General features: G+C 64.9%; 29 protein-coding genes and 1 other RNA gene. 2 read left to right on the forward strand and 28 right to left on the reverse strand.

The genetic code is table 11. From position 1 onward, the window contains the following. The 24 genes from B9N72_RS13380 to B9N72_RS13495 form a co-directional block, all read right to left on the reverse strand. Positions 1 to 1606, reverse strand: a 1606-nt coding sequence (locus B9N72_RS13380; RefSeq protein ID WP_143477831.1) for a retention module-containing protein, incomplete at its 3' end; no start/stop codon positions are given. 89 nt (positions 1607 to 1695) lie between these two features. Next, positions 1696 to 2310: a helix-turn-helix transcriptional regulator gene (locus tag B9N72_RS13385; protein ID WP_085276820.1), complete on the reverse strand. Its 615-nt coding sequence runs from the start codon at positions 2308 to 2310 to the stop codon at positions 1696 to 1698. Between the two features lie 4 nt (positions 2311 to 2314). Next, the gene (locus B9N72_RS13390; protein WP_085276821.1) at positions 2315 to 3733 is read right to left on the reverse strand and encodes an HlyD family type I secretion periplasmic adaptor subunit; all 1419 of its coding nucleotides are present in this window, start codon (positions 3731 to 3733) and stop codon (positions 2315 to 2317) included. Beyond that, the gene (locus B9N72_RS13395) at positions 3730 to 5838 is read right to left on the reverse strand and encodes a type I secretion system permease/ATPase (RefSeq protein WP_327078296.1); all 2109 of its coding nucleotides are present in this window, start codon (positions 5836 to 5838) and stop codon (positions 3730 to 3732) included. Before B9N72_RS13395 ends, B9N72_RS13390 begins: the two co-directional genes overlap by 4 nt. Before the next feature lie 142 nt (positions 5839 to 5980). Beyond that, the gene (locus tag B9N72_RS13400; RefSeq protein ID WP_085276823.1) at positions 5981 to 6331 is read right to left on the reverse strand and encodes a DUF2069 domain-containing protein; all 351 of its coding nucleotides are present in this window, start codon (positions 6329 to 6331) and stop codon (positions 5981 to 5983) included. After that, positions 6328 to 7056, reverse strand: coding sequence for a twin-arginine translocase subunit TatC (tatC, locus tag B9N72_RS13405; protein WP_085276824.1), 729 nt, complete (start codon positions 7054 to 7056; stop codon positions 6328 to 6330). The genes B9N72_RS13400 and tatC overlap by 4 nt, the downstream gene beginning before the upstream one ends. Further along, the gene (gene tatB / locus B9N72_RS13410; RefSeq protein ID WP_085276825.1) at positions 7053 to 7571 is read right to left on the reverse strand and encodes a Sec-independent protein translocase protein TatB; all 519 of its coding nucleotides are present in this window, start codon (positions 7569 to 7571) and stop codon (positions 7053 to 7055) included. Before tatB ends, tatC begins: the two co-directional genes overlap by 4 nt. Positions 7572 to 7586: 15 nt before the next feature. Then, positions 7587 to 7784: a Sec-independent protein translocase subunit TatA gene (tatA, locus tag B9N72_RS13415; RefSeq protein ID WP_008952125.1), complete on the reverse strand. Its 198-nt coding sequence runs from the start codon at positions 7782 to 7784 to the stop codon at positions 7587 to 7589. Positions 7785 to 7851: 67 nt separating this feature from the next. Beyond that, positions 7852 to 8175, reverse strand: a complete 324-nt coding sequence (locus B9N72_RS13420; RefSeq protein WP_085276826.1) for a histidine triad nucleotide-binding protein — start codon at positions 8173 to 8175, stop codon at positions 7852 to 7854. 19 nt (positions 8176 to 8194) lie between these two features. Then, positions 8195 to 8521, reverse strand: coding sequence for a phosphoribosyl-ATP diphosphatase (locus B9N72_RS13425; protein WP_008952123.1), 327 nt, complete (start codon positions 8519 to 8521; stop codon positions 8195 to 8197). A 114-nt stretch (positions 8522 to 8635) separates the two neighbouring features. Next, entirely contained in the window at positions 8636 to 9034 is a 399-nt protein-coding gene (hisI, locus tag B9N72_RS13430; protein ID WP_085276827.1) for a phosphoribosyl-AMP cyclohydrolase, read from the reverse strand. Positions 9035 to 9048: 14 nt separating this feature from the next. Beyond that, positions 9049 to 9816 (reverse strand): imidazole glycerol phosphate synthase subunit HisF, encoded by a 768-nt coding sequence (gene hisF / locus B9N72_RS13435; protein WP_085276828.1) that lies wholly within the window; start codon positions 9814 to 9816, stop codon positions 9049 to 9051. A 77-nt stretch (positions 9817 to 9893) separates the two neighbouring features. Further along, positions 9894 to 10634: a 1-(5-phosphoribosyl)-5-[(5-phosphoribosylamino)methylideneamino]imidazole-4-carboxamide isomerase gene (gene hisA, locus B9N72_RS13440; RefSeq protein ID WP_085276829.1), complete on the reverse strand. Its 741-nt coding sequence runs from the start codon at positions 10632 to 10634 to the stop codon at positions 9894 to 9896. 21 nt (positions 10635 to 10655) lie between these two features. Then, on the reverse strand, positions 10656 to 11297 hold the full coding sequence (gene hisH, locus B9N72_RS13445; protein WP_085276830.1) for an imidazole glycerol phosphate synthase subunit HisH: 642 nt from the start codon (positions 11295 to 11297) through the stop codon (positions 10656 to 10658). Next, complete coding sequence (hisB, locus tag B9N72_RS13450) at positions 11294 to 11887, reverse strand: imidazoleglycerol-phosphate dehydratase HisB (RefSeq protein ID WP_040652113.1); 594 nt, start codon at positions 11885 to 11887, stop codon at positions 11294 to 11296. Before hisB ends, hisH begins: the two co-directional genes overlap by 4 nt. Before the next feature lie 2 nt (positions 11888 to 11889). Beyond that, entirely contained in the window at positions 11890 to 12960 is a 1071-nt protein-coding gene (gene hisC / locus B9N72_RS13455) for a histidinol-phosphate transaminase (protein WP_085276831.1), read from the reverse strand. 130 nt (positions 12961 to 13090) lie between these two features. Then, entirely contained in the window at positions 13091 to 14383 is a 1293-nt protein-coding gene (gene hisD, locus B9N72_RS13460) for a histidinol dehydrogenase (RefSeq protein WP_085276832.1), read from the reverse strand. 18 nt (positions 14384 to 14401) lie between these two features. After that, positions 14402 to 15043, reverse strand: coding sequence for an ATP phosphoribosyltransferase (hisG, locus tag B9N72_RS13465; RefSeq protein ID WP_085276833.1), 642 nt, complete (start codon positions 15041 to 15043; stop codon positions 14402 to 14404). A gap of 39 nt (positions 15044 to 15082) precedes the next feature. After that, positions 15083 to 15853 carry a flagellar brake protein gene (locus tag B9N72_RS13470; protein ID WP_234985985.1) on the reverse strand — a complete coding sequence of 257 codons (771 nt, stop codon included), beginning with the start codon at positions 15851 to 15853 and terminating at the stop codon, positions 15083 to 15085. 37 nt (positions 15854 to 15890) lie between these two features. After that, positions 15891 to 16478, reverse strand: coding sequence for an SCO family protein (locus tag B9N72_RS13475; protein ID WP_085276835.1), 588 nt, complete (start codon positions 16476 to 16478; stop codon positions 15891 to 15893). Beyond that, entirely contained in the window at positions 16478 to 17377 is a 900-nt protein-coding gene (cyoE, locus tag B9N72_RS13480) for a heme o synthase (protein WP_085276836.1), read from the reverse strand. Before cyoE ends, B9N72_RS13475 begins: the two co-directional genes overlap by 1 nt. Beyond that, positions 17374 to 18390 carry a COX15/CtaA family protein gene (locus tag B9N72_RS13485; protein ID WP_085276837.1) on the reverse strand — a complete coding sequence of 339 codons (1017 nt, stop codon included), beginning with the start codon at positions 18388 to 18390 and terminating at the stop codon, positions 17374 to 17376. The genes cyoE and B9N72_RS13485 overlap by 4 nt, the downstream gene beginning before the upstream one ends. Before the next feature lie 126 nt (positions 18391 to 18516). After that, a complete protein-coding gene (locus B9N72_RS13490) occupies positions 18517 to 19065 on the reverse strand; it encodes a hypothetical protein (protein WP_085276838.1) in 549 nt (182 codons plus the stop codon). Then, complete coding sequence (locus B9N72_RS13495; RefSeq protein ID WP_234985986.1) at positions 19062 to 19739, reverse strand: SURF1 family protein; 678 nt, start codon at positions 19737 to 19739, stop codon at positions 19062 to 19064. Before B9N72_RS13495 ends, B9N72_RS13490 begins: the two co-directional genes overlap by 4 nt. Positions 19740 to 19758: 19 nt before the next feature. Between B9N72_RS13495 and B9N72_RS13500 the strand changes: the two genes are divergently transcribed. Further along, positions 19759 to 19956 carry a DUF2909 domain-containing protein gene (locus B9N72_RS13500; protein WP_085276839.1) on the forward strand — a complete coding sequence of 66 codons (198 nt, stop codon included), beginning with the start codon at positions 19759 to 19761 and terminating at the stop codon, positions 19954 to 19956. 188 nt (positions 19957 to 20144) lie between these two features. Next, a non-coding RNA gene (locus B9N72_RS13505) (sX9 sRNA) lies at positions 20145 to 20221 on the forward strand. Between the two features lie 5 nt (positions 20222 to 20226). Here the strand turns inward: B9N72_RS13505 and B9N72_RS13510 are convergent. From B9N72_RS13510 to ctaD, 4 genes are all read right to left on the reverse strand, one after another. Then, positions 20227 to 21084, reverse strand: coding sequence for a cytochrome c oxidase subunit 3 (locus B9N72_RS13510; RefSeq protein WP_085276840.1), 858 nt, complete (start codon positions 21082 to 21084; stop codon positions 20227 to 20229). Positions 21085 to 21259: 175 nt separating this feature from the next. Continuing rightward, entirely contained in the window at positions 21260 to 21436 is a 177-nt protein-coding gene (locus tag B9N72_RS13515; protein WP_085276841.1) for a DUF2970 domain-containing protein, read from the reverse strand. Next, the gene (locus B9N72_RS13520; RefSeq protein WP_085276842.1) at positions 21433 to 21984 is read right to left on the reverse strand and encodes a cytochrome c oxidase assembly protein; all 552 of its coding nucleotides are present in this window, start codon (positions 21982 to 21984) and stop codon (positions 21433 to 21435) included. The genes B9N72_RS13515 and B9N72_RS13520 overlap by 4 nt, the downstream gene beginning before the upstream one ends. Before the next feature lie 9 nt (positions 21985 to 21993). After that, positions 21994 to 23622, reverse strand: coding sequence for a cytochrome c oxidase subunit I (ctaD, locus tag B9N72_RS13525; protein WP_085276843.1), 1629 nt, complete (start codon positions 23620 to 23622; stop codon positions 21994 to 21996). Positions 23623 to 23631: the final 9 nt, after the last annotated feature.

The raw sequence follows: 23631 nt of genomic DNA on the forward strand, positions 1-23631 counted from the left end.
TGCCGATGCCGGTGGCGGCATCGTAGACATAGCTCGCCGTCAGTTGGCCCGTCGTGCCGTTTGGCAATGTCTCGACGGGGAACGTCGTCGACGTGCCGGTCAGCACATGGCCGCCGAGCGACACGGCTTGAATGCCATCCGGCGAGGTGAAGCCGATGCTGCCGGAGGTGGTCTCGGAGGTGGCGGCCGAATTCGAACCGGCCGGTTCGCCGACACGCGCCGGCAGGCCGGCTTCATAGACGGTGGTGTCGCTGCCGCCGGCCTCGGGGATCGAGACGGTCGGGGTGGCGTCGCCGATCGAGATGGTCAGCGTGGTGTGCGACAGGTCGCCGTCGCCATCCTTGATGGTGTAGGTGAAGACGTCGTCATGACCGCCCTGCGAGCCCACGTCGCGGGTGTAGGTGTAGGAGCCATCCGCCTTGAGCGTTAGCGTGCCGTAGAGACCATGGATCGGGGTACCGACATTGGCGTCTTCGCCGCCGGCAGTGGTGCCGGCCGCAATGCCCACGACACCGCCCACCGGCGATGTCGTGGCCGGGCCGTCGGCGCCGAACACGTCGTTGGTCAGCACCTGGCCCGTCACCGGACCAACGGTGCCGGCTGCAACGCTGTTAGTGTCCAGACTTGCCGTCGGCACGTCGTCGACAATGTTCACGCTCAGCGTGCCGTTGCTGCTGCTACCGTCCACATCGGTGGCCGTCACCGCCACGTTGTCGAACAGACTGTTGTTGCCGTCGCCGCTGGCGTGCGTTTCCGCCGTGTTCAGCGTGTAGGTGTAGCTCACCACCCCGGTGGCCGGGTCGAACCCGGTGATGGTGATGGTGCTGCCCAGCGCCGTGATGATGGTGGTGTTCGCCGTCAGCGCGTTGTTGTCGACCACCTTAACCCCGCCGATGACGATTTCGTCCAGGCCGTCGGCCGCCGTCACCTTGAAGGAGCCGCTCATGCTTTCGGTGGTCGCGCTCGGATTGCTGCCGATGCTCAGCGCCGCTTCGGAGACCGTGCCTTCGCCGCCCTGCGCCGTCGGGGTCAGGTCGCTGATGGTGACACCATTGTTTACCGAGAGAGCAGGCAAGGTGCCGCCCAGGTCGTTCTGCTGCACGTTGGCGATATCGAAACTACCCACCAGCCCGATATCGGTCAGCCCCTCGGTGATGCGCGCCAGGCGGATGAAGGTGAGCCCGCCATCCTCGCCGCCGGCCCCGCTCAAGCCGGCTGCGGCCGGCGCCAAGGCCGCGAAGGGGTCCTGACCCGCCTCGAGGGCCTGCAGGATGGCATTGGTGTCCGAGGCGGCCTGCTGCTCCACCGACGGCGCCTGCAGCGCCGCTTCATGAGTATCGGGAACGGCCTGAGGATTGAGGATGGACTCGTCCAGACCGACCAGCCGCCCTCCTTCGATGACCAGGGAGTCGCCGCTGGCCGTGAGCAGCACGGCGGAGCCATCGGCATCCGCCACGATCCGCTCGCCAACGTGGACGATGTCCCCCGCCTTGAGCAGACGGACTTCACCCTGGCCATTGATGACTCTGACGGAGCCGTGGACACTATCGACCTTGGCTTCGCCCGACACGGCGATTTCGCTGGAAACATGCGTCGTGATGGCCATGATGCTTCTCCCTATACTCGGTGAATGGATACCGTAAGCATAGGAGGCCGATCAACAAGTTCTTATTGTACTGAAGGGCAATAGCCCGGCTAACTTCGTACCTTCAGCAGCAATTGCAAACGGTCGGAAACATCGAGCTTTTCAAACACCGCGCTCAGGTGCGCCTTGACGGTGCGCTCGCTGATACCCATTTCACGGGCGATGAGCTTGTTGCTGGCACCGGTCAGCAGTTGCTCCACGACCTCCTGCTCCCGCACGCTGAGCGCATCGCGCCAGCCATCCACCGTCGGCTTCTCCGGGATGGCACGGGACAGGGTGCCGATCATCTGCGCCATCAGCGCCGCGCCGACCCACACCCCGTCATTGAGGACGGTATCGACCATCAGCCGCAGCATGATCGCCGGCGACAGCGTATGCCCATAGCCGCGCACGCCAAGACCGAACAGGTGCAGGCCCTGCTGCTCCTGCGGGGCATCGGCCAGCACCAGCGGCCGGCATCGCCGGGCAAGCGCTTGCCAGTCCGCATCGCCGCGCGGCGCGTGCGACCAAGCCAAGTCCAGCAGCAGAGGCACGCTCGGCGCCTCGCTGGCCAGTTGTCGGTCCAGGTGATCGCCGTCGTCCACCACCACCGGGTCGTCGTTGGCCAGTGCCTCCGTCCAGCGTTGGCACAGATACAGACTCGAGGTCGCGAGCAGGATCGTCACGGCCTTACCTCTCGGTCATGGCATAGCTATGGGCACGCAGCACCGGTTTGAGCAGATAGGACAGGATGCTCTTCTTGCCGGTCATGATGTCCACCTCGGCCACCATGCCCGGAATGATCGGACGGGAAGCACTCCCCAAATAAGACTTGCGCGTCCGCACCCGTACCAGATAGAAGGCGTTGCCCTTGTCGTCGGTGACGGTATCGGCACCGATCTGTTCCAGCGTGGCGTCCAGCCCTCCGTAGATCGCGAAATCATAGGCCGTGAAGCGGACGAAGGCTTTTTGCCCCGGATGCAGAAAGGCGATGTCACGCGGCAGGATGCGCGCTTCCAGCAACAGCGTATCTTCCGTCGGCACGATTTCGACGATGTCCTTGCCCGGCTGCACCACGCCGCCGATGGTGTTCACCAGCAGCTGTTTCACCGTACCGTTGACCGGAGAGCGCAACTCGGCCAGCTTCACCCGGTCGTTCAGCGCCACCCGGGTTTCGGTCAGGCTGCTCAGCTTGCCGAGGGTCTCGGACAACTCGGCGCTGGCCTGGTTGCGGAACGACAACTCCACCTCCTCGATCTTGCGCTGCGCCTCGGCGATGGCCGCCTGGATCTTGGGAATCTGTGCCGCCGCCATGTCGCGCTCACCGCGGAAGCGGCTGACGTCACGCTCCAGCCGCAGTAGATCCACGTCCGAAACCGCCCCGGTGTCCTTGAGCGGACGGGTCACCTGCAGCTCCTTGGTGGTATAGCCGAGCCCCTGCTCGGCCTGTTCCCGCCGCGCCCGCACTTCCACCAGTTCCTGGTTGCGCTGCGCCAGCTGCTGGCGGGCAATCGACACGTTGGCCTCGAGCTCGCGCCGTTTCGAACCGTACAGCTCCAGCTCGTGTGCCCCGATGTCGGGCGCTTCGCGTTGCACCTCGGGCGGCACCACGAAGGCCTGGCCATCGGTGATGGCGCGCAATCGCGCCGCCTTGGCCAGCAGCGACAGGTACTGTGCGCGGTTCTCGTTGAGCGATGATTCGAAACGGGTGCTGTCGATCTTCAACAACAGCTGGTTCTTCTGCACCCGATTCCCCTCGCGCACCAGAATCTCCGACACCACACCCCCGTCCAGGCTCTGGATGCGCTGAATCTGGCTGGAGGGCACCACCTTGCCCTCGCCGCGCGCCACCTCGTCCACCTGGGCCAGCGACGCCCACACCAAACCGGCAAACACGATCGCCAGCAGCAGCCAGACGAAGAAGCGCGGCCGAACCGGCTGCTGCTCCAGGATGGCCCAATCGGCATCGGCGGCAAAATCCTGCCGCTCCTGCAGATCGCGAGCACTCAGCCAGTCCAGCCAGCGCTCCAGCCAGGCCGGCCCCAGTCCCCCTTCCGCGCCCGACAGCCGCACCCGCAGCCAATGGCGCCAACCGCGACCCTCGCTCATAGCCCTCTCCCCAGCCGCCCTTCCTTGAGCGCCTCCAGCACCTGCTGCTTCGGACCATCCGCCACCACCTGCCCCTGATCCAGCACGATGAGGCGATCGACCAGATCGAGTAGCCCCGCATGGTGCGTCACCAGCACCATGGTCCGCCCCTGCGCCAGCTTGGCCAGCGACTGCTTCACCTTGGTCTCGCTGGCGCTGTCCATATTGCTGGTCGGCTCATCCAGCAGCAGGATGCGGGGTGCGTTGACCAGTGCCCGCGCCAGGCACACCGCCTTGCGCTGCCCCCCGGACAGCGACTCGCCACGCTCCCCGATCAGCATGTCGTAGCCCTGTGGATGATGGTTGACGAAATCGCTCAGCCCGACCATCTCGGTGGCGGCAACCACACTGGCATCGTGGACGAAGCTCGACCCCATGGTGATGTTCTGCCGCAGCGAGCCATAGAACAGCAGCGGATCTTGCGCCGCATAGCCGACGTGGCGCCGCAATTCGGCCGGGTCCAGTTGTTGGATATCGATGCCGTCGACCCGTACCGCCCCCTCGGTCGGCGAATACAACCCCATCATCAACTTCTGCAGCGAGCTCTTGCCCGAACCCACCCGGCCCAGCAAGGCCACCCGCTCGCCAGCCTTGATACGGAACGACACATTCTTCAGCACCGCCTGCTGTGTGCCCGGGTAGACGAAACTGACGTTGTTGAACTCGATCTCACCGACAAACTGCACGCGGTGAAAGAAGGGCGTGTCGCTGTCCCGCTCCACCGGCATCTTCATCAAGCCCTCCAGCGATGTCAGGGCGTTGCGTGCGTTGTGGTATTGCGTCAAGAGCCCAGCCACCTGCCCCATCGGCGACAGCGCACGGCTGCTGAGCATCATCGCCGCAATCAAAGCCCCCAGGCTGGCGTCCCCATTGATGATGGCGTACACCCCGACGATCAGAATGCCGACCACGATCACCTGCTGCTGAAACGACGCAAAGTGACTCGCCAGCGACGACAGCACCTTGAGCCGGGTACCGATCTGGGCCAGGAACAACGTGGCTGCCTCCCAGCGCCGCTGCTGCTCGCCCTCGGCACACTGCGTCTTGATCGCCTCGAGCCCGACCAGTGCCTCCACCAGGTAGGCATTGCGCTGCGCCGCCGCCTTGAAGCTGTCCTGCGTCAGCGACTGCATGCGCGGCTGAATCAACAGCGCCGCGCCGAGAATCAGCACCATTGCCAGGAACAGAGGCAGCAGGAACCACGGGGAAATCCAGGCGATCACCGCCATGAACAGCAGCACGAAAGGCAGATCGACGAAGGCCGTCACGGTGGCCGAAGCGATGAAATCGCGCACCTGCTCGAAGGCGCGCAGATTGGCGGCAAACGCGCCGACCGAGGCCGGCCGCGCATCGAAACGCAGACCGACGACTTTTTCGAAGATCAGGGAAGACAGCATGACATCGACCCGCTTGCCGGCAATGTCGATCAAGTAGCTGCGTGTCATGCGCAGCAGGAAGTCGAACAGCAGCACCAGCCCCAAGCCGAGCGCGAGCACCCACAGGGTATCGGTGGCCCGGTTCGGCACGACGCGGTCGTAGACGTTCATGGTCACCACCGGCGTCGCCAGCGCGAAGAGATTCAGCAAGGTGGCCGCAACCAAGGCATCGCGGTACAGCGGACGGCACTCCAGCAACGCCTGCCAGAACCAGTGGCGCGTGCGCACCCGGCCCAGTTCGGGAGCACGCGGTTCGAAGCGGAAACGGGGACGCACGAAGATGGCATAGCCGAGATACCGCCCATCGAGCTCTTCGCGCGCCATGGTCATCTCGCCGTCGCTCAAGGCGCCCAGGCTGATACGGGCAGAGCCGTCATCGTTCCAGCCCCACAACAGGCAGGCATCGTCATCCTTGAGCAGCAATACCGCTGGGAGCAGATGCTGATCGATCGTGTCGAGCGGGCGCCGGCTCACGCGCGAAGCGAGGCCGGTGCGCCGCGCGGCGCGACCGAACAAGGCCGGTGTCAGCCGATTGTTGGAGAGCGGGATGCCCGCCACCAACGCCTCGTGCGTGGTCGTCACGCCATGAATGCGCGTCAGCTGGAACAGGCATTCCAGCAGCGGATCCACATGCACGGACCTCGGAGATATCCCGATGTCCTTGATGGAAGCGCTATCCATCTCCTACCCCCTATTGGCCACATTACCAGGCTGAATCGTTATTACTGTTTCAGTCAGTTATAGGACATTCCAGAAGGGTAAGGCAGGACAATTATGTATTTTTTTGGGATTGGCTGGAGCGAACGAAAAAGATGACGAAGCCGAAGAACAACACCGTCAGCATGACTTCAAGGCCGGCCAGCTGTTGTGAAAGCCCGGCGTCGGCCCAGGCGCGCATCACGCCTTCGGCGAAGAAGGCGAGGATGAACATGCTCGACCATTGGTAAGTGTAAACCCGCCCCTTGAGCACCCCCATCAGCGGCGCCAGCAGTACCACCGCCTTCAGGGCCAGCAGCGAGCCGCCCGGCCGCAAGGGAGCCAGCCACAGCTCCCAGCCCAGGGTCAGCAGGATCAGGGCGATCAGACTGACGATCGCCCCCCAATGAAAGAAACGTACACTCATGCGGTCTCGCGCTTGGGCTGACGCCCGAAGAAAATGGCCATGACAATGCCGAACTCGTACAGCAACCACAGTGGCAGCGCCAGCATGATCTGCGACAACACGTCGGGCGGCGTCACCACGGCGGCGACGACAAAAGCACCGACGATGACGTAGGGGCGGCCGGCACGCAGTTTCTCCACCGTCACGATGCCCATGCGCGTCAGCAGGATCACCACGATCGGCACCTCGAAGGTGACGCCGAAGGCGACGAACATGCCGAGAACGAAGGACAGGTACTTGTCGATGTCGGTCATCATCGCCACCCCTTGCGGGGTTACCGAAGACATGAAGCCGAACACCACCGGGAACACCAGGAAGTAGGCAAAGGCCATGCCGGTGAAAAACAGCACCACGCTGGACACCACCAGCGGCAGAATCAGCTTTTTCTCATGGGCGTACAGGCCCGGAGCGACGAAGGCCCAGATCTGATACAGGGTATTGGGCAACGAGATCAGGAACGCCACCAGCATGGTCACCTTGACCGGCACAAAAAACGGCGCGGTGACGTCGGTGGCGATCATGTTGCTGCCGCTGGGCAGCACGTCGAGCAAAGGCTTGGCCAGCAGGTGGTAAATGTCCCCGGACCAGTGGAACAGGGCCAGAAACACAATCAGCAGGCCGGCGGCGGCACGCACCAGGCGCGTGCGCAGTTCGATCAGATGCGCCAGGAGAGGCTGTTCGTTCATTCGCGTGTTTCGGCAGGAGGGGTGGCAGGTTTCACCGGAGGGCTGTCGAACAGATCCAGCTGGTTTTCATCGTGGACAACGGCGGCTGCGGCGCCCGGCCCGGCGGCGTCGCCTTCACGAGCGGCCGCAAACAGATCGGCTCCCAGCACCGCATCCGGCTCGGGAGAGTTGGAGGTAACCGATGAGCGGGCCGAATCGAGCACCGCGGCGGCCTCGTCACCGGCTGCACGCACGGCCGCGACATTCTCCTGCACCACACCTTCGACCTCCTTCATCTCGGTCTCGATGCTTTGCCGGAACGAAGCGGCCGCGTTCTGTACTTCCTGCTGCAGCGAGGAGAGGCCGGTCAGGTCGGCCTGCTGGTGGATGTCGGCCTTGACGCTGGCGACGAAGCGCTGCGCCCGGCCGATCAGGGCACCCAGGGTGCGCGCCACCGTCGGCAGCTTTTCCGGCCCCAGGACGACCAGCGCCACCACGCCAATCAGCAGCAGCTCGCCAAAACTGATCTCAAACACCGCGCCGTCCGCCGCTTACTTCTTCTCGGACTCGCCGTCGATAACACGGCCTGCCGGTTTGTCATCCTTCTCGGTCTCGCCCTTCATGCCTTCCTTGAAACCGCGCACGGCGCCGCCGAGATCCTCGCCGACGTTACGCAGCTTCTTGGTGCCGAAGATCAGGACCACGACCACCAACACGATGAGCCAGTGCCAAATGCTGAAAGAACCCATGATGACTTCCCTTTACTTAATACAATCGTTCAGGCCGCGCGCCTGGACAGCGCCACGGTCATGTTGCTCAGGCCTTGTGACCGAACACATGGATATGCAGGTGAAACACTTCCTGGCCGCCGGCGCGGCCAGTGTTGATGCCGGTCTTGAAACCGGCGGCCAGCCCCTGCTCGCGCGCCAGCTTGGGAACATGCGCCAGCAAGCGGCCCAGCATGGCCTCGTGCTCCGGGCCACAATCGGAGAGCGACGCCACGTGCTGCTTCGGAATGACCAGGAAGTGCACCGGGGCGATGGGCCGGATGTCGTGGAAGGCGAGCACGTCGTCGTCTTCGTATACCTTGTCGCAGGGGATTTCGCCGGCAGCAATCTTGCAGAAGAGGCAGTCACTCATGTCCACAAATCCTTGGATATCAGGCGGTCGGGGTACGGGAGGCTTTTTCGTCGATGCCGGAAATGCCCTCGCGACGCTTCAACTCCATCAGCACGTCCTCGGCGCGCAGGCCATGATAGGTGAGCAGCACCATCGAGTGGAACCACAAATCGGCCACTTCGCGCACCAGGTGCAGTTTGTCCTTGTCCTTCGACGCCATGAGGGTTTCGGCGGCCTCTTCGGCGACCTTCTTCAGGATGGCATCCTCGCCCTTGTGGAACAGCGAAGCCACGTAGGAGGACTGCGGACTGGCCTCGCGCCGGGCTTCCAGCGTGTCGCCGATCGTTTTCAGCACGTCAATGCTCATGGTGTCGGGGTTCCTGTGCGGTTAATCCGGCAAGTATATGTCGATTCCGTTACCGCCCGGTAACAAAGGTCGAACAGGGTTATCCTAGGTCAAATATCGGCCGGGAAGGCCGGCTCAATGCTGGTGGTAAATGGCGTCGGGGTCTTTCAGCACCTCGTCCACCACTACCCAGCCGCCATTCTCGTAGCGGCGGTAGAAGCAGCTTTCCCTGCCGGTATGACAGGCAATGCCACCGGCCTGCTCCACCTGCATGGTGACCACGTCGCCGTCGCAGTCGAGGCGCAGTTCCTTGACGCTTTGCAGATGGCCCGACTCCTCGCCTTTCTTCCACAGGCGCTGACGCGAGCGGCTCCAGTAATGGGCGATGCCGGTATCGGCGGTGAGCTGCAGCGATTCGCGGTTCATCCACGCCACCATCAGCACACGGCCGCTGCGGACGTCCTGGGCGATGGCCGGCACCAGACCGTCCTCGTCCCACTTCACTTCATCAAGCCAGTTCATCTTCGCTTCCATTCTTTCAGTCTGACTTACAGCCGCACTTCGATACCGGCGGCCTGCATCGCTTCCTTGGCCTCACGCACGGTGTATTCGCCAAAGTGGAAGATGCTGGCGGCCAGTACCGCATCGGCCTTGCCTTCCTTGATGCCGTCGACCAGATGCTGCAGGTTGCCGACACCGCCCGAAGCGATCACCGGAATGTTCACCCCGTCGGACACGGCCCGGGTCAACGGCAGGTTGAAGCCGATCTTGGTGCCGTCACGGTCCATGCTGGTGAGCAGGATCTCGCCGGCCCCCAACTCCTGCATCTTCTGCGCCCACTCCACCGCGTCGAGCCCGGTGCGGTTGCGTCCACCGTGGGTGAACACCTCCCAGCGGTCGTTCTCCGGCGTCACCGCCTTGGCGTCGATGGCGACCACGATGCATTGGCTGCCAAACTTGTCTGCAGCCTCTTTCACCAGTTCCGGGTTGGTCACGGCGGCAGTGTTGATGCTGACCTTGTCGGCGCCGGCGTTGAGCAGGCGGCGGATATCCTCGACCTTGCGCACGCCTCCCCCCACGGTCAGCGGGATGAACACCTGTTCGGCGACCGACTCGATCACGTGCAGGATGATGTCGCGGTCGTCGGAACTGGCGGTGATGTCGAGGAAGGTCAGCTCGTCGGCACCCTGTTCGTTGTAACGACGGGCGATTTCCACCGGGTCGCCGGCGTCACGCAGGCCGACGAAATTGACCCCTTTCACCACGCGGCCGGCAGTGACATCGAGGCAGGGAATGAGGCGTTTGGCTAAAGGCATGGGCGAGTGCTACCACGGCAAGACGGGACACCCCGTCACCAGCCACATGACTGGTGCGGCAGTGCCCCGCAAATCAATTAGACGCTCAACTCGTCGGCCAGGTTCTGGGCTTGGGCGAAGTCGATGCTGCCTTCGTAAATGGCGCGGCCGGTGATGGCACCTTCGATGCCTTCGCCTTCCACCGCGCACAGCTGCTTGATGTCGTCGAGGTTGGTCAGGCCGCCGGAGGCGATCACCGGGATGGTCAACGCCTGTGCCAGCTTGACGGTGGCGTCGATGTTGACGCCGTTGAGCATGCCGTCACGGCCAATGTCGGTGTAGATCACCGAGGCCACGCCGTAATCCTCGAAACGCTTGGCCAGATCGATCACGTTGTGCGGGGTGATCTTGGCCCAGCCGTCGATAGCGACCATGCCGTCCTTGGCGTCGAGGCCGACGATGACCTGTCCGGGGAAGGCGTCGCAGGCGTCATGCAGGAAGCCGGGGTTCTTCACCGCGGCGGTGCCGATGATGACGTACTTGAGACCCATGCCGAGATAGGCATCAATGGTATCAAGGTCACGGATACCGCCGCCCAACTGTACCGGCATGTCATCGCCCACTTCGGCGAGGATATCGCGGATCACGCTGAGGTTCTTCGGCTTGCCGGCGAAGGCACCGTTCAGATCAACGAGGTGCAGGCGGCGGGCGCCCTGGTCGCGCCAGTGCAGCGCGACCTTGACCGGGTCGTCGGAAAATACGGTGGCATCTTCCATCACGCCTTGCTTGAGGCGGACACACTGACCGTCTTTCAGGTCGATAGCGGGAATGAGCAGCATGGTGCGTTGCGTCGTAGAAAGTTAAACAGCGCCGTCCCAGGCGAGGAAGTTCTTCATCATCTGAAGTCCCGCGCGGTGGCTCTTTTCGGTGTGAAACTGGGTTGCGAACACGTTGTCGCGCCCCACGATGCAGGAAAACCGGCCAGGATATTCGCACTCGGCCAGGGTCAGGCCGGGGTCGGCCGGGGCGAAATGGTAGCTGTGCACGAAGTAGAAGCGCTCGCCGTCGTCGATGCCGGCGAACAGCGGGTGCGGCCGGGTCTGGAACACCCGGTTCCAGCCCATGTGCGGCACCTTGAGGCGATCGCCGTTGGCGTCGACCATGCCGTCGGCAAAACGCACTACGTTGCCGGCAAACAGCCCGAGACCGGGGGTATCCCCCTCCGCGCTGTGCTCGAACAACAGCTGGGCGCCAACGCAGATGCCGAAGAACGGCTTGCTCTTGGTGGTTTCGATCACCGCTTCGGCCAAGCCGTAGCTATTCAGTTCGCGCATGCAATCGGGCATGGCGCCCTGCCCCGGAAACACCACCTTGTCGGCCTTGACGATGGCCTCGGGGTCGCGCGTCAGAAACACCTCGGCACCAACCTCGTTGACGGCCTCGACGGATTTCAGCACGGAGTGCAGGTTGCCCATGCCGTAGTCGATAACGGCGACTTTCATGCTGTCAGCGTCCCTTTGGTGGACGGCGTCACGCCGGCCATGCGTTCGTCGAACTCGACCGCCATGCGCAGCGCCCGGCCGAAGGCCTTGAACACGGTTTCGGCCTGGTGGTGGCTGTTGACGCCGCGCAGGTTGTCGATGTGCAGCGTCACCATCGAGTGGTTGACGAAGCCGTGGAAAAATTCGGAGAACAGGTCGACGTCGAAGCCGCCGATGGCGGCGCGGGTGAAGTCGATGTGGTACTGCAGGCCGGGACGGCCGGACAGGTCGATCACCACGCGCGAGAGCGCCTCGTCGAGCGGCACGTAGGCATGGCCGTAGCGACGGATGCCCTTCTTGTCGCCGATGGCCTTGGCGAAGGCTTGGCCGAAGGTGATGCCGATGTCCTCGACAGTATGGTGGGCGTCGATGTGCAGATCGCCCTTGGCGACGATTTCGATGTCGATCAGGCCGTGGCGGGCGATCTGGTCCAGCATATGGTCGAGGAACGGCACGCCGGTATCGAAATGGGAGTGGCCGGTGCCGTCCAGGTTGAGGCTGACGGTGATCTGGGTTTCCAGCGTATTGCGGGTAACGGTAGCGGTGCGCATGGTCATTCGAAATAGGCGTTAAGCGCGGCAAGTACCGCGGAATTCTCGTCCGGCGAGCCGACGGTGAAGCGCAGGCAATGCGCAAGCAAGGGGTGGGCGCCGTGCAGGTTCTTGATCAGGATGCCCTGCTGACGCAGGTAGTCGAACAGGTCCGGGGCGTCTGGGACGCGGACCGTGAGGAAATTGGCCTCGCTCGGGAATACGGTGCAGGCTGGCCACTGTGCCAGCGCTTCGGCCAACCTGGCACGCTCGCGGCGCAGTTCGCTGGCTTGGGCATCGAACACATCCATGTGCTTGAGCGCCACCTTGGCGGCGGCCTGGGTCAGCACGTTGACGTTGTACGGCGGGCGCACCTTGTCGAGTTCGGCGATCCAGTCCGGAGAGCCGGCGGCGTAACCCAGGCGGATGCCGGCCAGGCCGAGCTTGGACAGCGTGCGCATCACCAGCAGGTTGTCGACGCGACCGGCGAGATCCATGAAGCTGTCGTCGGCGAAGGCCTGGTAGGCCTCGTCGACCACCACCAGCCCCGGCGCGGCGTCCAATACCGCCAACACATCTTCACGCGGGAAGCGGTTGCCGGTCGGGTTGTTGGGGTAGGACAGAAACACCACGGCAGGCTGGTGCCGTTCGATGGCGGCCAGCATCGCCGGCAGGTCGAGGGTAAAGTCCGCCTTGAGCGGCACGCCGACGTACTCCAGCCGGGAGAACAGCGCGTTCATCTTGTACATGACGAACGACGGCTCGGCCGCCAGCATCACCGCGCCGGGCCTGGCCAAGGCCTGTGCCACCAGCGTGATGATTTCGTCGGAGCCGTTGCCGAGCAACACCTCGGCCGCCGCCGGGATGGCGAACGCGTTCTTGAGCTGCTGCTTCAAGCCGCCCCCGTGCGGATCGGGATAGCGGTTGATCAGCGCGTCGGCCAGCGCCTGCCCCAGTTCCGCGCGCAGCGGTTGCGGCAGGCGGTAGGGGTTCTCCATGGCGTCGAGCTTGATCAGGCCCGAGGCATCGGCGACGTGATAGGCGCCCATGGCGGCGATTTCCGGGCGGACCAGGTGTTGTGCAGACAGTTTCATCTCGATTCCACGAACCGGCCGATGACGGCCGGGACGCTGCGGCCCGGCATGGGCCGGCTCAGGGTGGCGACAAGTCGTCATCGTACCGCGTTCGTTCCGATTGGGCTACTCGGGGACGGTCTCGCCCGCCTCATTTATCCAGCCGGAATTCGGCGGCGCGGGCGTGGGCGGTCAGGCCCTCGCCGTGGGCCAGCACGCTGGCGATCTGGCCGAGCTTCTGCGCGCCGGCGTGCGAGACGCGGATCAGGCTGGTGCGCTTCTGGAAGTCGTACACCCCGAGCGGGCTGGCAAAACGCGCGGTGCGGCTGGTCGGCAGCACGTGGTTGGGGCCGGCGCAGTAGTCGCCCAACGATTCCGACGTGAAGCGGCCCATGAAGATGGCGCCGGCGTGCTTGAGACCCGGCAGCCACACCTCGGGCTCGGCCACCGACAGCTCGAGGTGCTCCGGGGCGATGTAGTTGGCGATGGCGCAGGCCTCGGCCAGGTCCATCACCTCGATCAGCGCGCCGCGGTTGCCGAGGCTGGCCTCGATGATGGCGCGGCGCGGCATGGCCGACAGCAGTTTCTCGATGCTGGCCTCGACCTTGGCGATGTAGTCGGCCGACGGGCACAGCAGGATGGCCTGGGCGATTTCGTCGTGCTCGGCCTGGCTGAACAGGTCCATGGCGATCCAGTCCGGATCGGTCTCGCCATCGCAGATCACCAGGATCTCGGACGGGCCGGCCACCATGTCGATGCCGACCACGCCGAACACGCGGCGCTTGGCGGCGGCGACGTAGGCGTTGCCGGGGCCGGTGATCTTGTCGACCTGCGGCACGCTCTCGGTGCCGTAGGCCAGCGCGGCGACGGCCTGCGCCCCGCCCACGGTGAACACCTTGTCGACGCCGGCGACGTAGGCGGCGGCCAGCACCAGGTCGTTCTTCTCGCCGCCCGGGGTCGGCACCACCATGATGATCTCGCCCACGCCGGCCACCTTGGCCGGCAGCGCGTTCATCAGCACCGAGCTGGGGTAGGCGGCCTTGCCGCCCGGCACGTAGATGCCGACGCGGTCAAGCGCGGTGACCTGCTGACCGAGCAGCGTGCCGTCCTCGTCCTCGTAGCTCCACGACTGCATCAGTTGCTTCTCGTGGTAACGCCGCACACGGCCGGCGGCGGCTTCCAGCGCCTCGCGCACCTCGGAGGACAGACGCTTATAGGCGGCCTCGAGCTCGTCGCGCGACAACGTCAGGCCGGCCATCGAGGCGGCGTCGGTGCGGTCGAAGCGGTTGGTGTACTCCACCAGCGCCGCGTCGCCGCGCGCCTTGACGTCGTCGCAGATGGCAGCAACGGCGGCATCGACCGCCGGGTCCTGCGCGGTTTCAAACGCCAGCAGCGCCTTGAGGCGCTCGGCAAAATCGGCTTGGGAGGAAGAGAGTCGCAGCATGCTGGTTCCGTTTCTGGCTCAGGCCGGCACGGCCGAGGCGAAGGCATCCAGCACCGGCTGGATGGTGTTGTATTTCAGCTTCAGCGCGGCCTGGTTCACCACCAGTCGCGAACTGATATCGAGGATGTGCTCGACCGCCTGCAGGTTGTTGGCGCGCAGGGTACCGCCGGTGGACACCAGGTCGACGATGGCGTCGGCCAGGCCGACCAGCGGCGCCAGTTCCATCGAGCCGTACAGCTTGATGATGTCGACGTGCACGCCCTTCTGCGCGAAGTGCTCGCGGGCGATCTTGGGGTACTTGGTGGCCACCTTGAGGCGCGCGCCGTGCTTGACGGCGTCTTCGTAGTCGAAGCCATTCTGCACCGCCACCATCATCTTGCACTTGGCGATGTTGAGGTCGAGCGGCTGGTACAGGCCAGCGCCGCCGTGCTCGATCAGCACGTCGCGCCCGGCGATGCCGAGATCGGCGGCGCCGTACTGCACATAGGTCGGCACATCGGAGGCACGCACGATGACCAGGCGCACGTCCGGATGGTTGGTGCCGATGATCAGCTTGCGCGAGGACTCCGGGTCTTCGGCCGGAACGATACCGGCGGCGGCCAGCAGAGGCAGGGTTTCTTCAAAAATGCGGCCCTTGGACAGGGCAATCGTCAGCGTCATGGCGAGGCTCAGGCAATCAATATTCAGTAAGGTTGGGCATCAGGGCATCAGGGCACGGCGTTCGCGCTCGAGCTGCCCGACGTAACGCTGGATCAGGTTTTCCATGGCGGTCGGCAGCTGCTGGAAGGCGCAACCGATGCGCAGCGCATCCTGTCCGTTGCGGCGCTGCACCGGCAGGCGGTGGCGCACTTCGAGGCGAACCTGCAGCACGCCCAGCGGCTTGAGGTCGAGCGAGCAGTCGTAGTACACCTGCCCGACGTCGAAACCCGGCGTGGACGGCGACGGCAGCCAGAACGACAGGCCGCCCAGGCTGATGTCGAACAGCGGCAGGTCGAGCGTGTGCTGCGGGTAGTCGAGGATGCGGCAGATCACCGGGTTGGCGACCGGGGTCTGGATGCGGAAGAACTCGCGCCGCTGCAGCTTGATCACCTGCTCCGGCAGGTCGACCTCGAACGCCGGGCGTCCGTCCAGCTCGATGCGCCGTGGCTGGCCGGTAACGAACTGGGTTTTCACGCCGTCCGGCGAGCAGACGAAGACATTGCGCTCGCTGGCCAGGAATTGCTCGTTGACGCCGGGTTCGGCCCCCCAGTCCAGCGTCAGGGTGCCGTTCTGGGCATCGACGCCGAGGATACGGGTGAGGATGAAGGTGCGGCCCTTGTTGGAAAACACCGTCACCATATGGCCCTGCTGGGCAATGCTGCGCAGATGATGGGCAATCTCGACCGGCGATGCCAGGGTGTAGTTGGCCAGGTCCAGCGCGTCACTGGGGGCGACCGGGCTATCGGAGCGGTTTTCTTCGGTCACAATCACGACTTTCGGTATCTTCGGCGGCGCATCGGCGCCCATTTTAGCGTATTAGCTCTTTTATATCATGAGCCAGATCGGCCGCGGGCAAACCGTAAGGCAGATAGACGCGCAATTGTCCGCTCCGATCGAACAAATAGGCGCCGGCGCTGTGGTCCACGCTGTAGCCGCCGCCCGGCTCGGCACGCTTCTGCGCCACGATCTTGAAGCGCGCCTCGACCTCGCGTACGGCCTCCGGCGAGCCGCTCAGGCCGATGAAGCGGGGGTCGAAATGCGGCACGTAGCCGGCCAGCAGTGCCGGGGTGTCGCGCTCGGGGTCGACGGTGATGAACAGTACCTGGACCTGGTCGGCCTGGGTTTCCAGCAGCTTCATCGCCGAGGCGAATTCGAGCATGGTGGTGGGGCAGACGTCGGGGCAATGGGTATAACCGAAGAACAGCGCCACCACCTTGCCCTTGAACTCGCTGAGCGAACGGGGCTTGCCGGTGTGATCGGTCAGGGTGAAGTCACCGCCGAACTTGACGCCGGCAATATCGGTCCCCTTGAATTCCGCCTTCGGGGTGTCGGGAGAACAGGCCAGCAGCGAAGCCAGCAACAAGCATGTCAGCAGTCTGACTATGAATGCGCGCATCAGTACGGAGCAATCCACCAGTAGTGATCGATCAGCAGGGCCGCAAACAGCCAGGTCAGGTACCAGATCGACCAGGTGAAGGTGCGGCGCGAGAGGGCGTCAGCATACTGGCGATGGAGATGGGCGGCAAGCCAGATAAAACGGGCGTTGAGCATGACAACGGCGACAAGGTAGAGCAGGCCTGCCTCGCGCAGTGCGACCGGGAGCAACGTCACCCCGGCCAAGAGGCAGGCATAGAGCAGGATGGACAGGGTGGTGAAACGGATGCCATGGGTGACTGGCAGCATTGGCAGACCGGCGCGGGCGTAATCGTCGCGACGGTACAGCGCCAGCGCCCAGAAGTGCGGCGGGGTCCAGGTGTAGATGATCAGGAACAGCACCAACGGCAGCGCGCTGATGTCGCCGGTGACGGCAGCCCAGCCCAGTACCGGCGGCATGGCGCCGCTGGCGCCGCCGATCACGATGTTCTGCGGGGTGTTGGGCTTGAGCAGCAGGGTATAAACGATGGCATAACCGACGAAGGTGGCCAGCGTCAGCCAGGCGGTGAGCGCGTTGACGAAGGCGACCAGCAGCGCCATGCCGAAGCCGCCGGCGGTGAGCGCCACCAGCAGCGTCTCCAGCACGCCGGCCTCGCCGCGCGCGGTGGCGCGCCAGGCGGTGCGGCGCATGCGAGCGTCGACGGTGCGTTCGACCAGGCAGTTGACCATCGCCGCCGCCCCGGCGACCAGCGCGATGCCGAGCGTGGCGGGAATCACCAGGTTGGCCGAAGGCAGCTCGGGTGTGGCGAGGAACATGCCGATCACGGCACAGAACACGATCAGCGCCACCACGCGCGGCTTGGCCAATTGCCACAAGGCGCGGACGTGGCTCCGGGCGAAATGATGGCTCAGCGTCGTCATTGCAGGCTCCTTTTGTCGGCCAGGCCGTGGTGCAGCCGGACGGACAGCTTGGGCAGCGCCGGCAAGGCGCGCCAGCGGCATTGTGCGGCGAGCAGCACCGTCGCCGACAGCAACAACAATGCCCCGGCGTTATGCGCCACCGCCAGCGGCAACGGCAGTTGCAACAGCACATTGGCGATGCCCAGCACCACTTGCAGCAGCCAGGCCCCCAGCAACAGCAACAGTGACGGACGCAAAGCAGCCTGGCGCCAGCCCCTCAACACCAGCGTCCACACCAGCACGGACACCAGGGCCGCGCCGGCACGATGCAGCCAATGGATGGCGATCAGGTTGGCGCTGTCGAGCGGTGTGCCGTCCGGCGCCATACCCAGCTCCCGCCACAGATGGAAGGCGTGCTCGAAGCGCATCGCCGGCGGCAGCCAGGCGCCATTGCAGGTAGGAAAGCCCTGGCAGGCCAGCGCGGCGTAGTTGGACGAGACCCAGCCGCCGAGCGCGATCTGCAGCAGCACCGCCAGTACCAGCAGCCACGCCAGCCCGGTGACGGCATGAGGCACCTCGACGGCCGGCCGACGCAAGCCGAACCAGAGCAGCCCGGCGGCGAGGCTCATGCCGCCGATCAGGTGCAGCGAGACGATGGCGGGCTTGAGCAACAGGGTGACGGTCCACATACCGAGCAGGCCCTGCAACACCACCCCACCGAGCAGCAGGCTGGCCGGCAGCCGCTCGCGGCGCTGGCTCCAGGCCAGCACGGCGGTGAGCAGGATGACCAACCCCAGCGAGGCCGCCAAGTAGCGATGCAGCATTTCCTTCCACGCCTTGGGCAGGCTCACCGGGCCGTCGGGGTGGGCCACGGCGACCTGCTGGATGGTGTCGGCGGCATGATGAGGGGAGAGCTGACCGTAACAGCCGGGCCAGTCGGGACACCCCAGGCCGGCGTCGGACAACCGCACGTAGGCGCCGAACGGCACCACGAGACAGGCCAGCAGGATGGCGAAACCGATGAGCTTTCTCATGTCTCCCCTTTCGGACGGGTTTCCCGTCGTGGTCAGCACCGTTTGGCCCACCCGGCCGGCCCCGGCTGGCCGCGGCGGCACGGACGGTGTGTTTTGCGCGCCCGTGCCGGCACGCGGGGCCCTCGCTCAGCCCAGGCCGTTATTGGTCTTGAGCAGTCGGGTCAGCTCGCGGATGACCGGCCCCGGCTCGGCCTGATCGGGGTAGAACATCACCTGGTTGCCCAAGGGATCGATCAGGTAGTAGCCGTCGCGACGCAAGGCGGCGGCGGGGTCGAGCGGCAGCCCGAGCAGCCCCGCCGGCAGCGGCCCGGCATCCGGCGTACGCAGCTCCACGCGCTGCATCCGCGTGAAAGCCTCTCCCTGCGCGGCATGGATCTGCCGCAGCACGAAACGCCGCTGCTTGCAGTCGTCGGAACACCGCCCGGCCTGCACCGTCAGCAGAACCCACTTGCCCCGGGGCCACCCCTCCTGCCGCGCGCCGGCCAGCGGCGTCACCTCCAGCAGTTGGCCGTAGCTCTTGCCCCCGGCCGGCGGCATCAGGTAGTACGCCAGGTAGGACCCCAGCACCGGGCTGATGCAACACAAGGCGATCAGCAACAGCTTGAGGCGCCCCCGGCGCCGCGGTACCGCGCCCCCGGTACCGGCGGATCGACCATCGATGGGCAGGGACATCATGTGCGCCTCCACAACAGCACCGACCCTGCTATCAGGCATAGCCCAAGCAGCAGCCATTGCAAAGCGTAGCCATAGTGGCGACGGGGATCGAAAGGGGGACGGGCGGGCCAGACCTGCAACGGCGCGGTGGTCTCCCCCAGCACCACCACCCCGCCGCGCAAGGGCCGGCCCAGGCGCCGGGCTAATTGAACCGGATCGACGTCGTCCACCCGGCCCTGGGTGCCACGCAACGCACCGGGCAGCGTGAAGCGCTGGGGCAAGGGCATCCAGCGCCCGTCCAGTCTGGCGGGCAGGGGCGGCAGCGGCGTGCCCGCCTGCGCGTCTGCCAGCCACCCTCTATCCACCAGCACCGCCGAGCCATCGGCCAGCGCCAGCGGCACCAGCACCCTCACCCCCGGGAGGCCCTCCAGCAGCGAGTTGGCCAGCAGCAATGACGCCGCCGCCGGACGGCCATGCAGCTGAACCCGGCTCATGTCCGGCACGGCGGACAGCGCTCGCGTCTGCAGGAGCTCTGCCGGACGCCGTGCCGCCGCGTCGAACGCCGCCAGCTGGGCGGAGCGAACTTCACCTCGCTGCCATTGCCAGACAGAGAGGAGGCCGGGCACGCCGGCCAGCAAGGCCAGCCCCAGCGCCTGCCAAGCACGGGACTTTCGTCTAGGCTTACAAGAGGACACAGGAAAAGGGGAACCGGATATGAAACTACTCGTGCTCGTTCTGCTCGCCTGCATCATCCTCACCCTGTTCTGGGGACTGAACGGCTTGTTGCGCGCCGAACCGGGGTCGCAACGCGTGGTGCGCTCGCTGACACTGCGGGTCGGCCTATCGATCGGCCTGTTCTGTCTGTTGATTCTGGGAGCGCTGTTTGGCTGGTGGCGCCCCCATCACCTGTGAGTTCCGTACGTTCGGCCAACCCTGAGGTTGGCCGAAGAATAAAGACGCTGGCCGACACCCCTTTAAGAACCTGTTCCCGATCTTGCTGCGCATCCCTGATCGGGGCTCATGTGCACTGCGTGCGAACCTATCGCTGGGCAAATCAAAGATTTGCACGCAGAGATTCTGCTCAGCGATCGGAAATCCTCATGTACTACTTGTACATTCCGGCTCCTGCGCTGCTCTTCCAACCCCGCTGAGGGCTGCTCGCGACAGGTCGTGAACAGGTTCTTAGAGCCAGTACACCAGGGTAAACAGCAGCAGCCACACCACGTCGACGAAGTGCCAGTACCACGCCGCCGCCTCGAAGGCGAAATGGTGCTCGGTGTTGAAATGCCCCCTCACCACCCGCAACCACACCACCGCTAGGATGATGGCGCCGAGCAGCACGTGCATGCCGTGGAAGCCGGTCAGCATGTAGAACGTCATGCCGTAGGCGCCGGAGCCCAGCGTCAGGTTGAGCTCGTGCATGGCATGGCTATATTCGTGAGCCTGCAGGCCGAGGAACAACGCCCCCAGCAACACCGTCATTCCCAAGCCAATAGTCAGCGAGGTGCGCTTGCCCTGGATCAGCCCCCAGTGCGCCCAGGTCAGGGTGGCGCCGGAGGACAGCAGGATCAGCGTGTTGATGGCCGGCAACCCCCAGGCCGCCATCGCCTCGTAGCGCTGGGTGATGCCCGGTCCAGTAGACAAGGGCCAAGCCGCGGTGAAATCCGGGTACAGCAGCTTGTGCTCGAAATTACCCAGCTCAGGCACCGAGATCGTGCGCACGTAGAACAACGCGCCGAAGAAGGCGGCGAAGAACATCACCTCGGAAAAGATGAACCAGCCCATGCCCCAGCGGAACGACAGGTCTTCCTTACCGTGATAGTTCCCCTTCAGGCTTTCGCGGATCACATCGCCGAACCAGCCGAACAGCATGTAGAACAGGATGGCGAAGCCGAGCCCCAACGAGAGCTTGCCGAAGCCGACGCCGTTGACCGCCAGTGCCGCGCCCAAGCCCAGGCAGAACAGCGCCAGCGCCCCCACCACCGGCCAACGCGACGGCTCCGGCACGAAGTAATGCGTTTGATGCGAGACCGATTCCATGCCCGTTCTCCTGTAGATGACTCACTCCCCGCCCCAGCCGGAACGAGGACGGCCCACCCGCGCGGAAGAGCGACTGCGGTTCCCCCGTTCAGCAGACCCGGCTCCAGCAAGGGCGCCGAGCGCCATGCTTCGCCGCAGGCCGCCGCCCGCCTTGGCGCGTCCAGACCCGTCGACGTCAGCGGGTCACCAGCGACACCAGCAGTAACAGCCCGCCGATGAAACACGCCAGCAGCAGCAGCGCGGCCACCGCGATCTGCCAGAAGCGCAACTTGACGTCCTGCCCTGCCGCCTTGCCCTTGCGGATACCGAGAAACGCCGACAGCACCGCCGACACCCCGGCTAGCCATTTCACGACGCCCCCTGCCCCGGCACGTCGAACACGCTGTAGGCCAGCGTGATCTCGCCGATGTCGGCCGGCATGGCGCGGTCGATCACGAACACCACCGGGAAGCGCCTCGTCTCGCCGGGTTTGAAGACCTGCTGGCGAAAACAGAAACACTCCAGCTTCTTGACGTAATTACCGGCCGCCGCCGGCAGGTAGCGCGGCACCGCCTGGCCGGTCACCTCGCGGTTGCTGGCGTTGGTGATCTCATAGTCGACCCGCACGAATTCGCCGCGCGGCGCCGCCATCTGCCCCACCAGCGGCCTGACCTGCCATGGCAGACCCGCCTGCACCGTGGCGTCGAAGCGCAGGCGCACCGGCGCCGCCGTGACCGCCAGATCACTCGCCGCAACCGCCGGTGCCGGGGCATCGGCCTTGACCAGCTGGTTGATGCCGGTCACCTCGCAGATCACCCGGTACAGCGGGATCAGCGCCCAGGCGAAGGCGAACATCACGCAGGCGATGACGCCCAGTTTCAGCAGCAGTACCCGGTTATCCGCTCGGCTCGATTCCGCCATACCTCCCGCTCAGTGATGAGCGCCCCCCGTCATGGAATGAATCACACCATTATCGCCCGCCTCCACGTGCGGTGCCTCGACGAAGCTGTGGTAAGGCGCCGGCGTCGGGATCTGCCACTCCAACGTCTCGGCCCCTTCCCACGGCTTGTGCGGCGCCGCCTGGCCGTGCCGGATCGAGCGCAGCATGTTATAGAGGAAGATCAGTTGGCCCAGGCCGAAACAGAAGGCGCCGATCGAGGCGATGCGGTTGAAGTCGGTGAACTGCAACGCATAGTCGGGGATGCGTCGCGGCATGCCGGCCAGCCCGAGGAAGTGCATCGGGAAGAAAGTGACGTTGAACCAGATCATCGACCACCAGAAGTGGAACTTGCCGAGTGGTTCCGAGTACATCTTGCCGGTCATTTTCGGAAACCAGTAATAGATCGCCGCGAACAGGCTGAACAGGGCGCCCGCCACCAGCACGTAATGGAAGTGCGCCACCACGTAGTAGGTATCCTGCAACTGAATATCCACCGCGGCCACCGACAGGGTCACACCGGACAGGCCACCGACCGTGAACAGGCAGACGAAACCGACGGCAAACAACATCGGCGTCTCGAAGCTCATCGCCCCCTGCCACATGGTGCCGATCCAGTTGAACACCTTCACCCCGGTCGGCACCGCGATCAGCATGGTGGCGTACATGAAGAACAGCTGGGCGGTGGCCGGCATGCCGGTGGTGAACATGTGGTGCGCCCACACCATGAACGACAACACGGCGATGGAGCTGGTGGCGTACACCATCGAGGTGTAGCCGAACAGCGGCTTGCGGCTGAAGGTCGGGATGATGTGACTGACGATGCCGAACGCCGGCAACGCCATGATGTACACCTCGGGGTGGCCGAAGAACCAGAAGATGTGCTGGTACATCACCGGGTCACCGCCACCCGCAGCATTGAAGAAGTGGGTGCCGAAGTGGCGGTCGGTCAGCACCATGGTCACCACGCCGGCCAGCACCGGCATCACCGCGATGATCAGGTAGGCGGTGATCAAGGATGCCCAGGCGAACATCGGCATCTTCATCATCGTCATGCCCGGCGCGCGCAGGTTGAGGATGGTGACGATGATGTTGATCGAACCCATGATCGAGCTCACGCCGAGGATGTGGATGGCGAAGATGGTCAGATCCATGCCCATGCCCATCTGCGTGGCCAGCGGCGCATACAGCGTCCAGCCGGCCGCCGCCGCACCGCCCGGCACGAAGAAGGAAATCAGCAGCAAGAGTGCCGCCGGCGGCAGCAGCCAGAAACTCCAGTTGTTCATGCGCGCAAACGCCATGTCCGGCGCGCCGATCATCAGCGGCAGCAGCCAGTTGGCGAGCCCTGTGAAGGCCGGCATGATGGCGCCGAACACCATCACCAGGCCGTGCAGCGTGGTGAGCTGGTTGAACAGCTCCGGCTGGAAGAATTGCAGCCCCGGTTGGAACAGCTCGGCGCGGATGCACAAGGCCATCACCCCGCCCGACAGAAACATGGTGAACGAGAACCACAGGTACATCGAGCCGATGTCCTTGTGGTTGGTGGCGGCCAGCCAGCGCCAGAGGCCGGTCGGCTTACCGTGTTCATGGGGAGCGTGTCCCGCCGTGGTGCTGATCGCCATGCTCGTCCT

The organism is Pseudogulbenkiania subflava DSM 22618, from assembly GCF_900177275.1.
Lineage (GTDB): Bacteria > Pseudomonadota > Gammaproteobacteria > Burkholderiales > Chromobacteriaceae > Pseudogulbenkiania > Pseudogulbenkiania subflava.

Coding starts and splice junctions, on each gene's coding strand:
- hisF (WP_085276828.1), bottom strand. CDS start 9,816: ATGCCTTTAGCCAAACGCCTCATTCCCTGCCTCGATGTCACTGCCGGC.
- tatC (WP_085276824.1), bottom strand. CDS start 7,056: ATGAACGAACAGCCTCTCCTGGCGCATCTGATCGAACTGCGCACGCGC.
- hisB (WP_040652113.1), bottom strand. CDS start 11,887: ATGCGCACCGCTACCGTTACCCGCAATACGCTGGAAACCCAGATCACC.
- cyoE (WP_085276836.1), bottom strand. CDS start 17,377: ATGACGACGCTGAGCCATCATTTCGCCCGGAGCCACGTCCGCGCCTTG.
- B9N72_RS13520 (WP_085276842.1), bottom strand. CDS start 21,984: ATGGCGGAATCGAGCCGAGCGGATAACCGGGTACTGCTGCTGAAACTG.
- hisI (WP_085276827.1), bottom strand. CDS start 9,034: ATGGAAGCGAAGATGAACTGGCTTGATGAAGTGAAGTGGGACGAGGAC.
- B9N72_RS13490 (WP_085276838.1), bottom strand. CDS start 19,065: ATGATGTCCCTGCCCATCGATGGTCGATCCGCCGGTACCGGGGGCGCG.
- tatA (WP_008952125.1), bottom strand. CDS start 7,784: ATGGGTTCTTTCAGCATTTGGCACTGGCTCATCGTGTTGGTGGTCGTG.
- B9N72_RS13390 (WP_085276821.1), bottom strand. CDS start 3,733: ATGAGCGAGGGTCGCGGTTGGCGCCATTGGCTGCGGGTGCGGCTGTCG.
- ctaD (WP_085276843.1), bottom strand. CDS start 23,622: ATGGCGATCAGCACCACGGCGGGACACGCTCCCCATGAACACGGTAAG.
- B9N72_RS13475 (WP_085276835.1), bottom strand. CDS start 16,478: ATGCGCGCATTCATAGTCAGACTGCTGACATGCTTGTTGCTGGCTTCG.
- B9N72_RS13510 (WP_085276840.1), bottom strand. CDS start 21,084: ATGGAATCGGTCTCGCATCAAACGCATTACTTCGTGCCGGAGCCGTCG.
- hisH (WP_085276830.1), bottom strand. CDS start 11,297: ATGAAAGTCGCCGTTATCGACTACGGCATGGGCAACCTGCACTCCGTG.
- B9N72_RS13425 (WP_008952123.1), bottom strand. CDS start 8,521: ATGAGCATTGACGTGCTGAAAACGATCGGCGACACGCTGGAAGCCCGG.
- B9N72_RS13400 (WP_085276823.1), bottom strand. CDS start 6,331: ATGAGTGTACGTTTCTTTCATTGGGGGGCGATCGTCAGTCTGATCGCC.
- hisG (WP_085276833.1), bottom strand. CDS start 15,043: ATGACGCTGACGATTGCCCTGTCCAAGGGCCGCATTTTTGAAGAAACC.
- hisD (WP_085276832.1), bottom strand. CDS start 14,383: ATGCTGCGACTCTCTTCCTCCCAAGCCGATTTTGCCGAGCGCCTCAAG.
- B9N72_RS13420 (WP_085276826.1), bottom strand. CDS start 8,175: ATGAGTGACTGCCTCTTCTGCAAGATTGCTGCCGGCGAAATCCCCTGC.
- B9N72_RS13500 (WP_085276839.1), top strand. CDS start 19,759: ATGAAACTACTCGTGCTCGTTCTGCTCGCCTGCATCATCCTCACCCTG.
- hisC (WP_085276831.1), bottom strand. CDS start 12,960: ATGAAACTGTCTGCACAACACCTGGTCCGCCCGGAAATCGCCGCCATG.
- B9N72_RS13485 (WP_085276837.1), bottom strand. CDS start 18,390: ATGAGAAAGCTCATCGGTTTCGCCATCCTGCTGGCCTGTCTCGTGGTG.
- hisA (WP_085276829.1), bottom strand. CDS start 10,634: ATGCTGCTCATTCCCGCTATCGACCTGAAAGACGGTCAGTGTGTCCGC.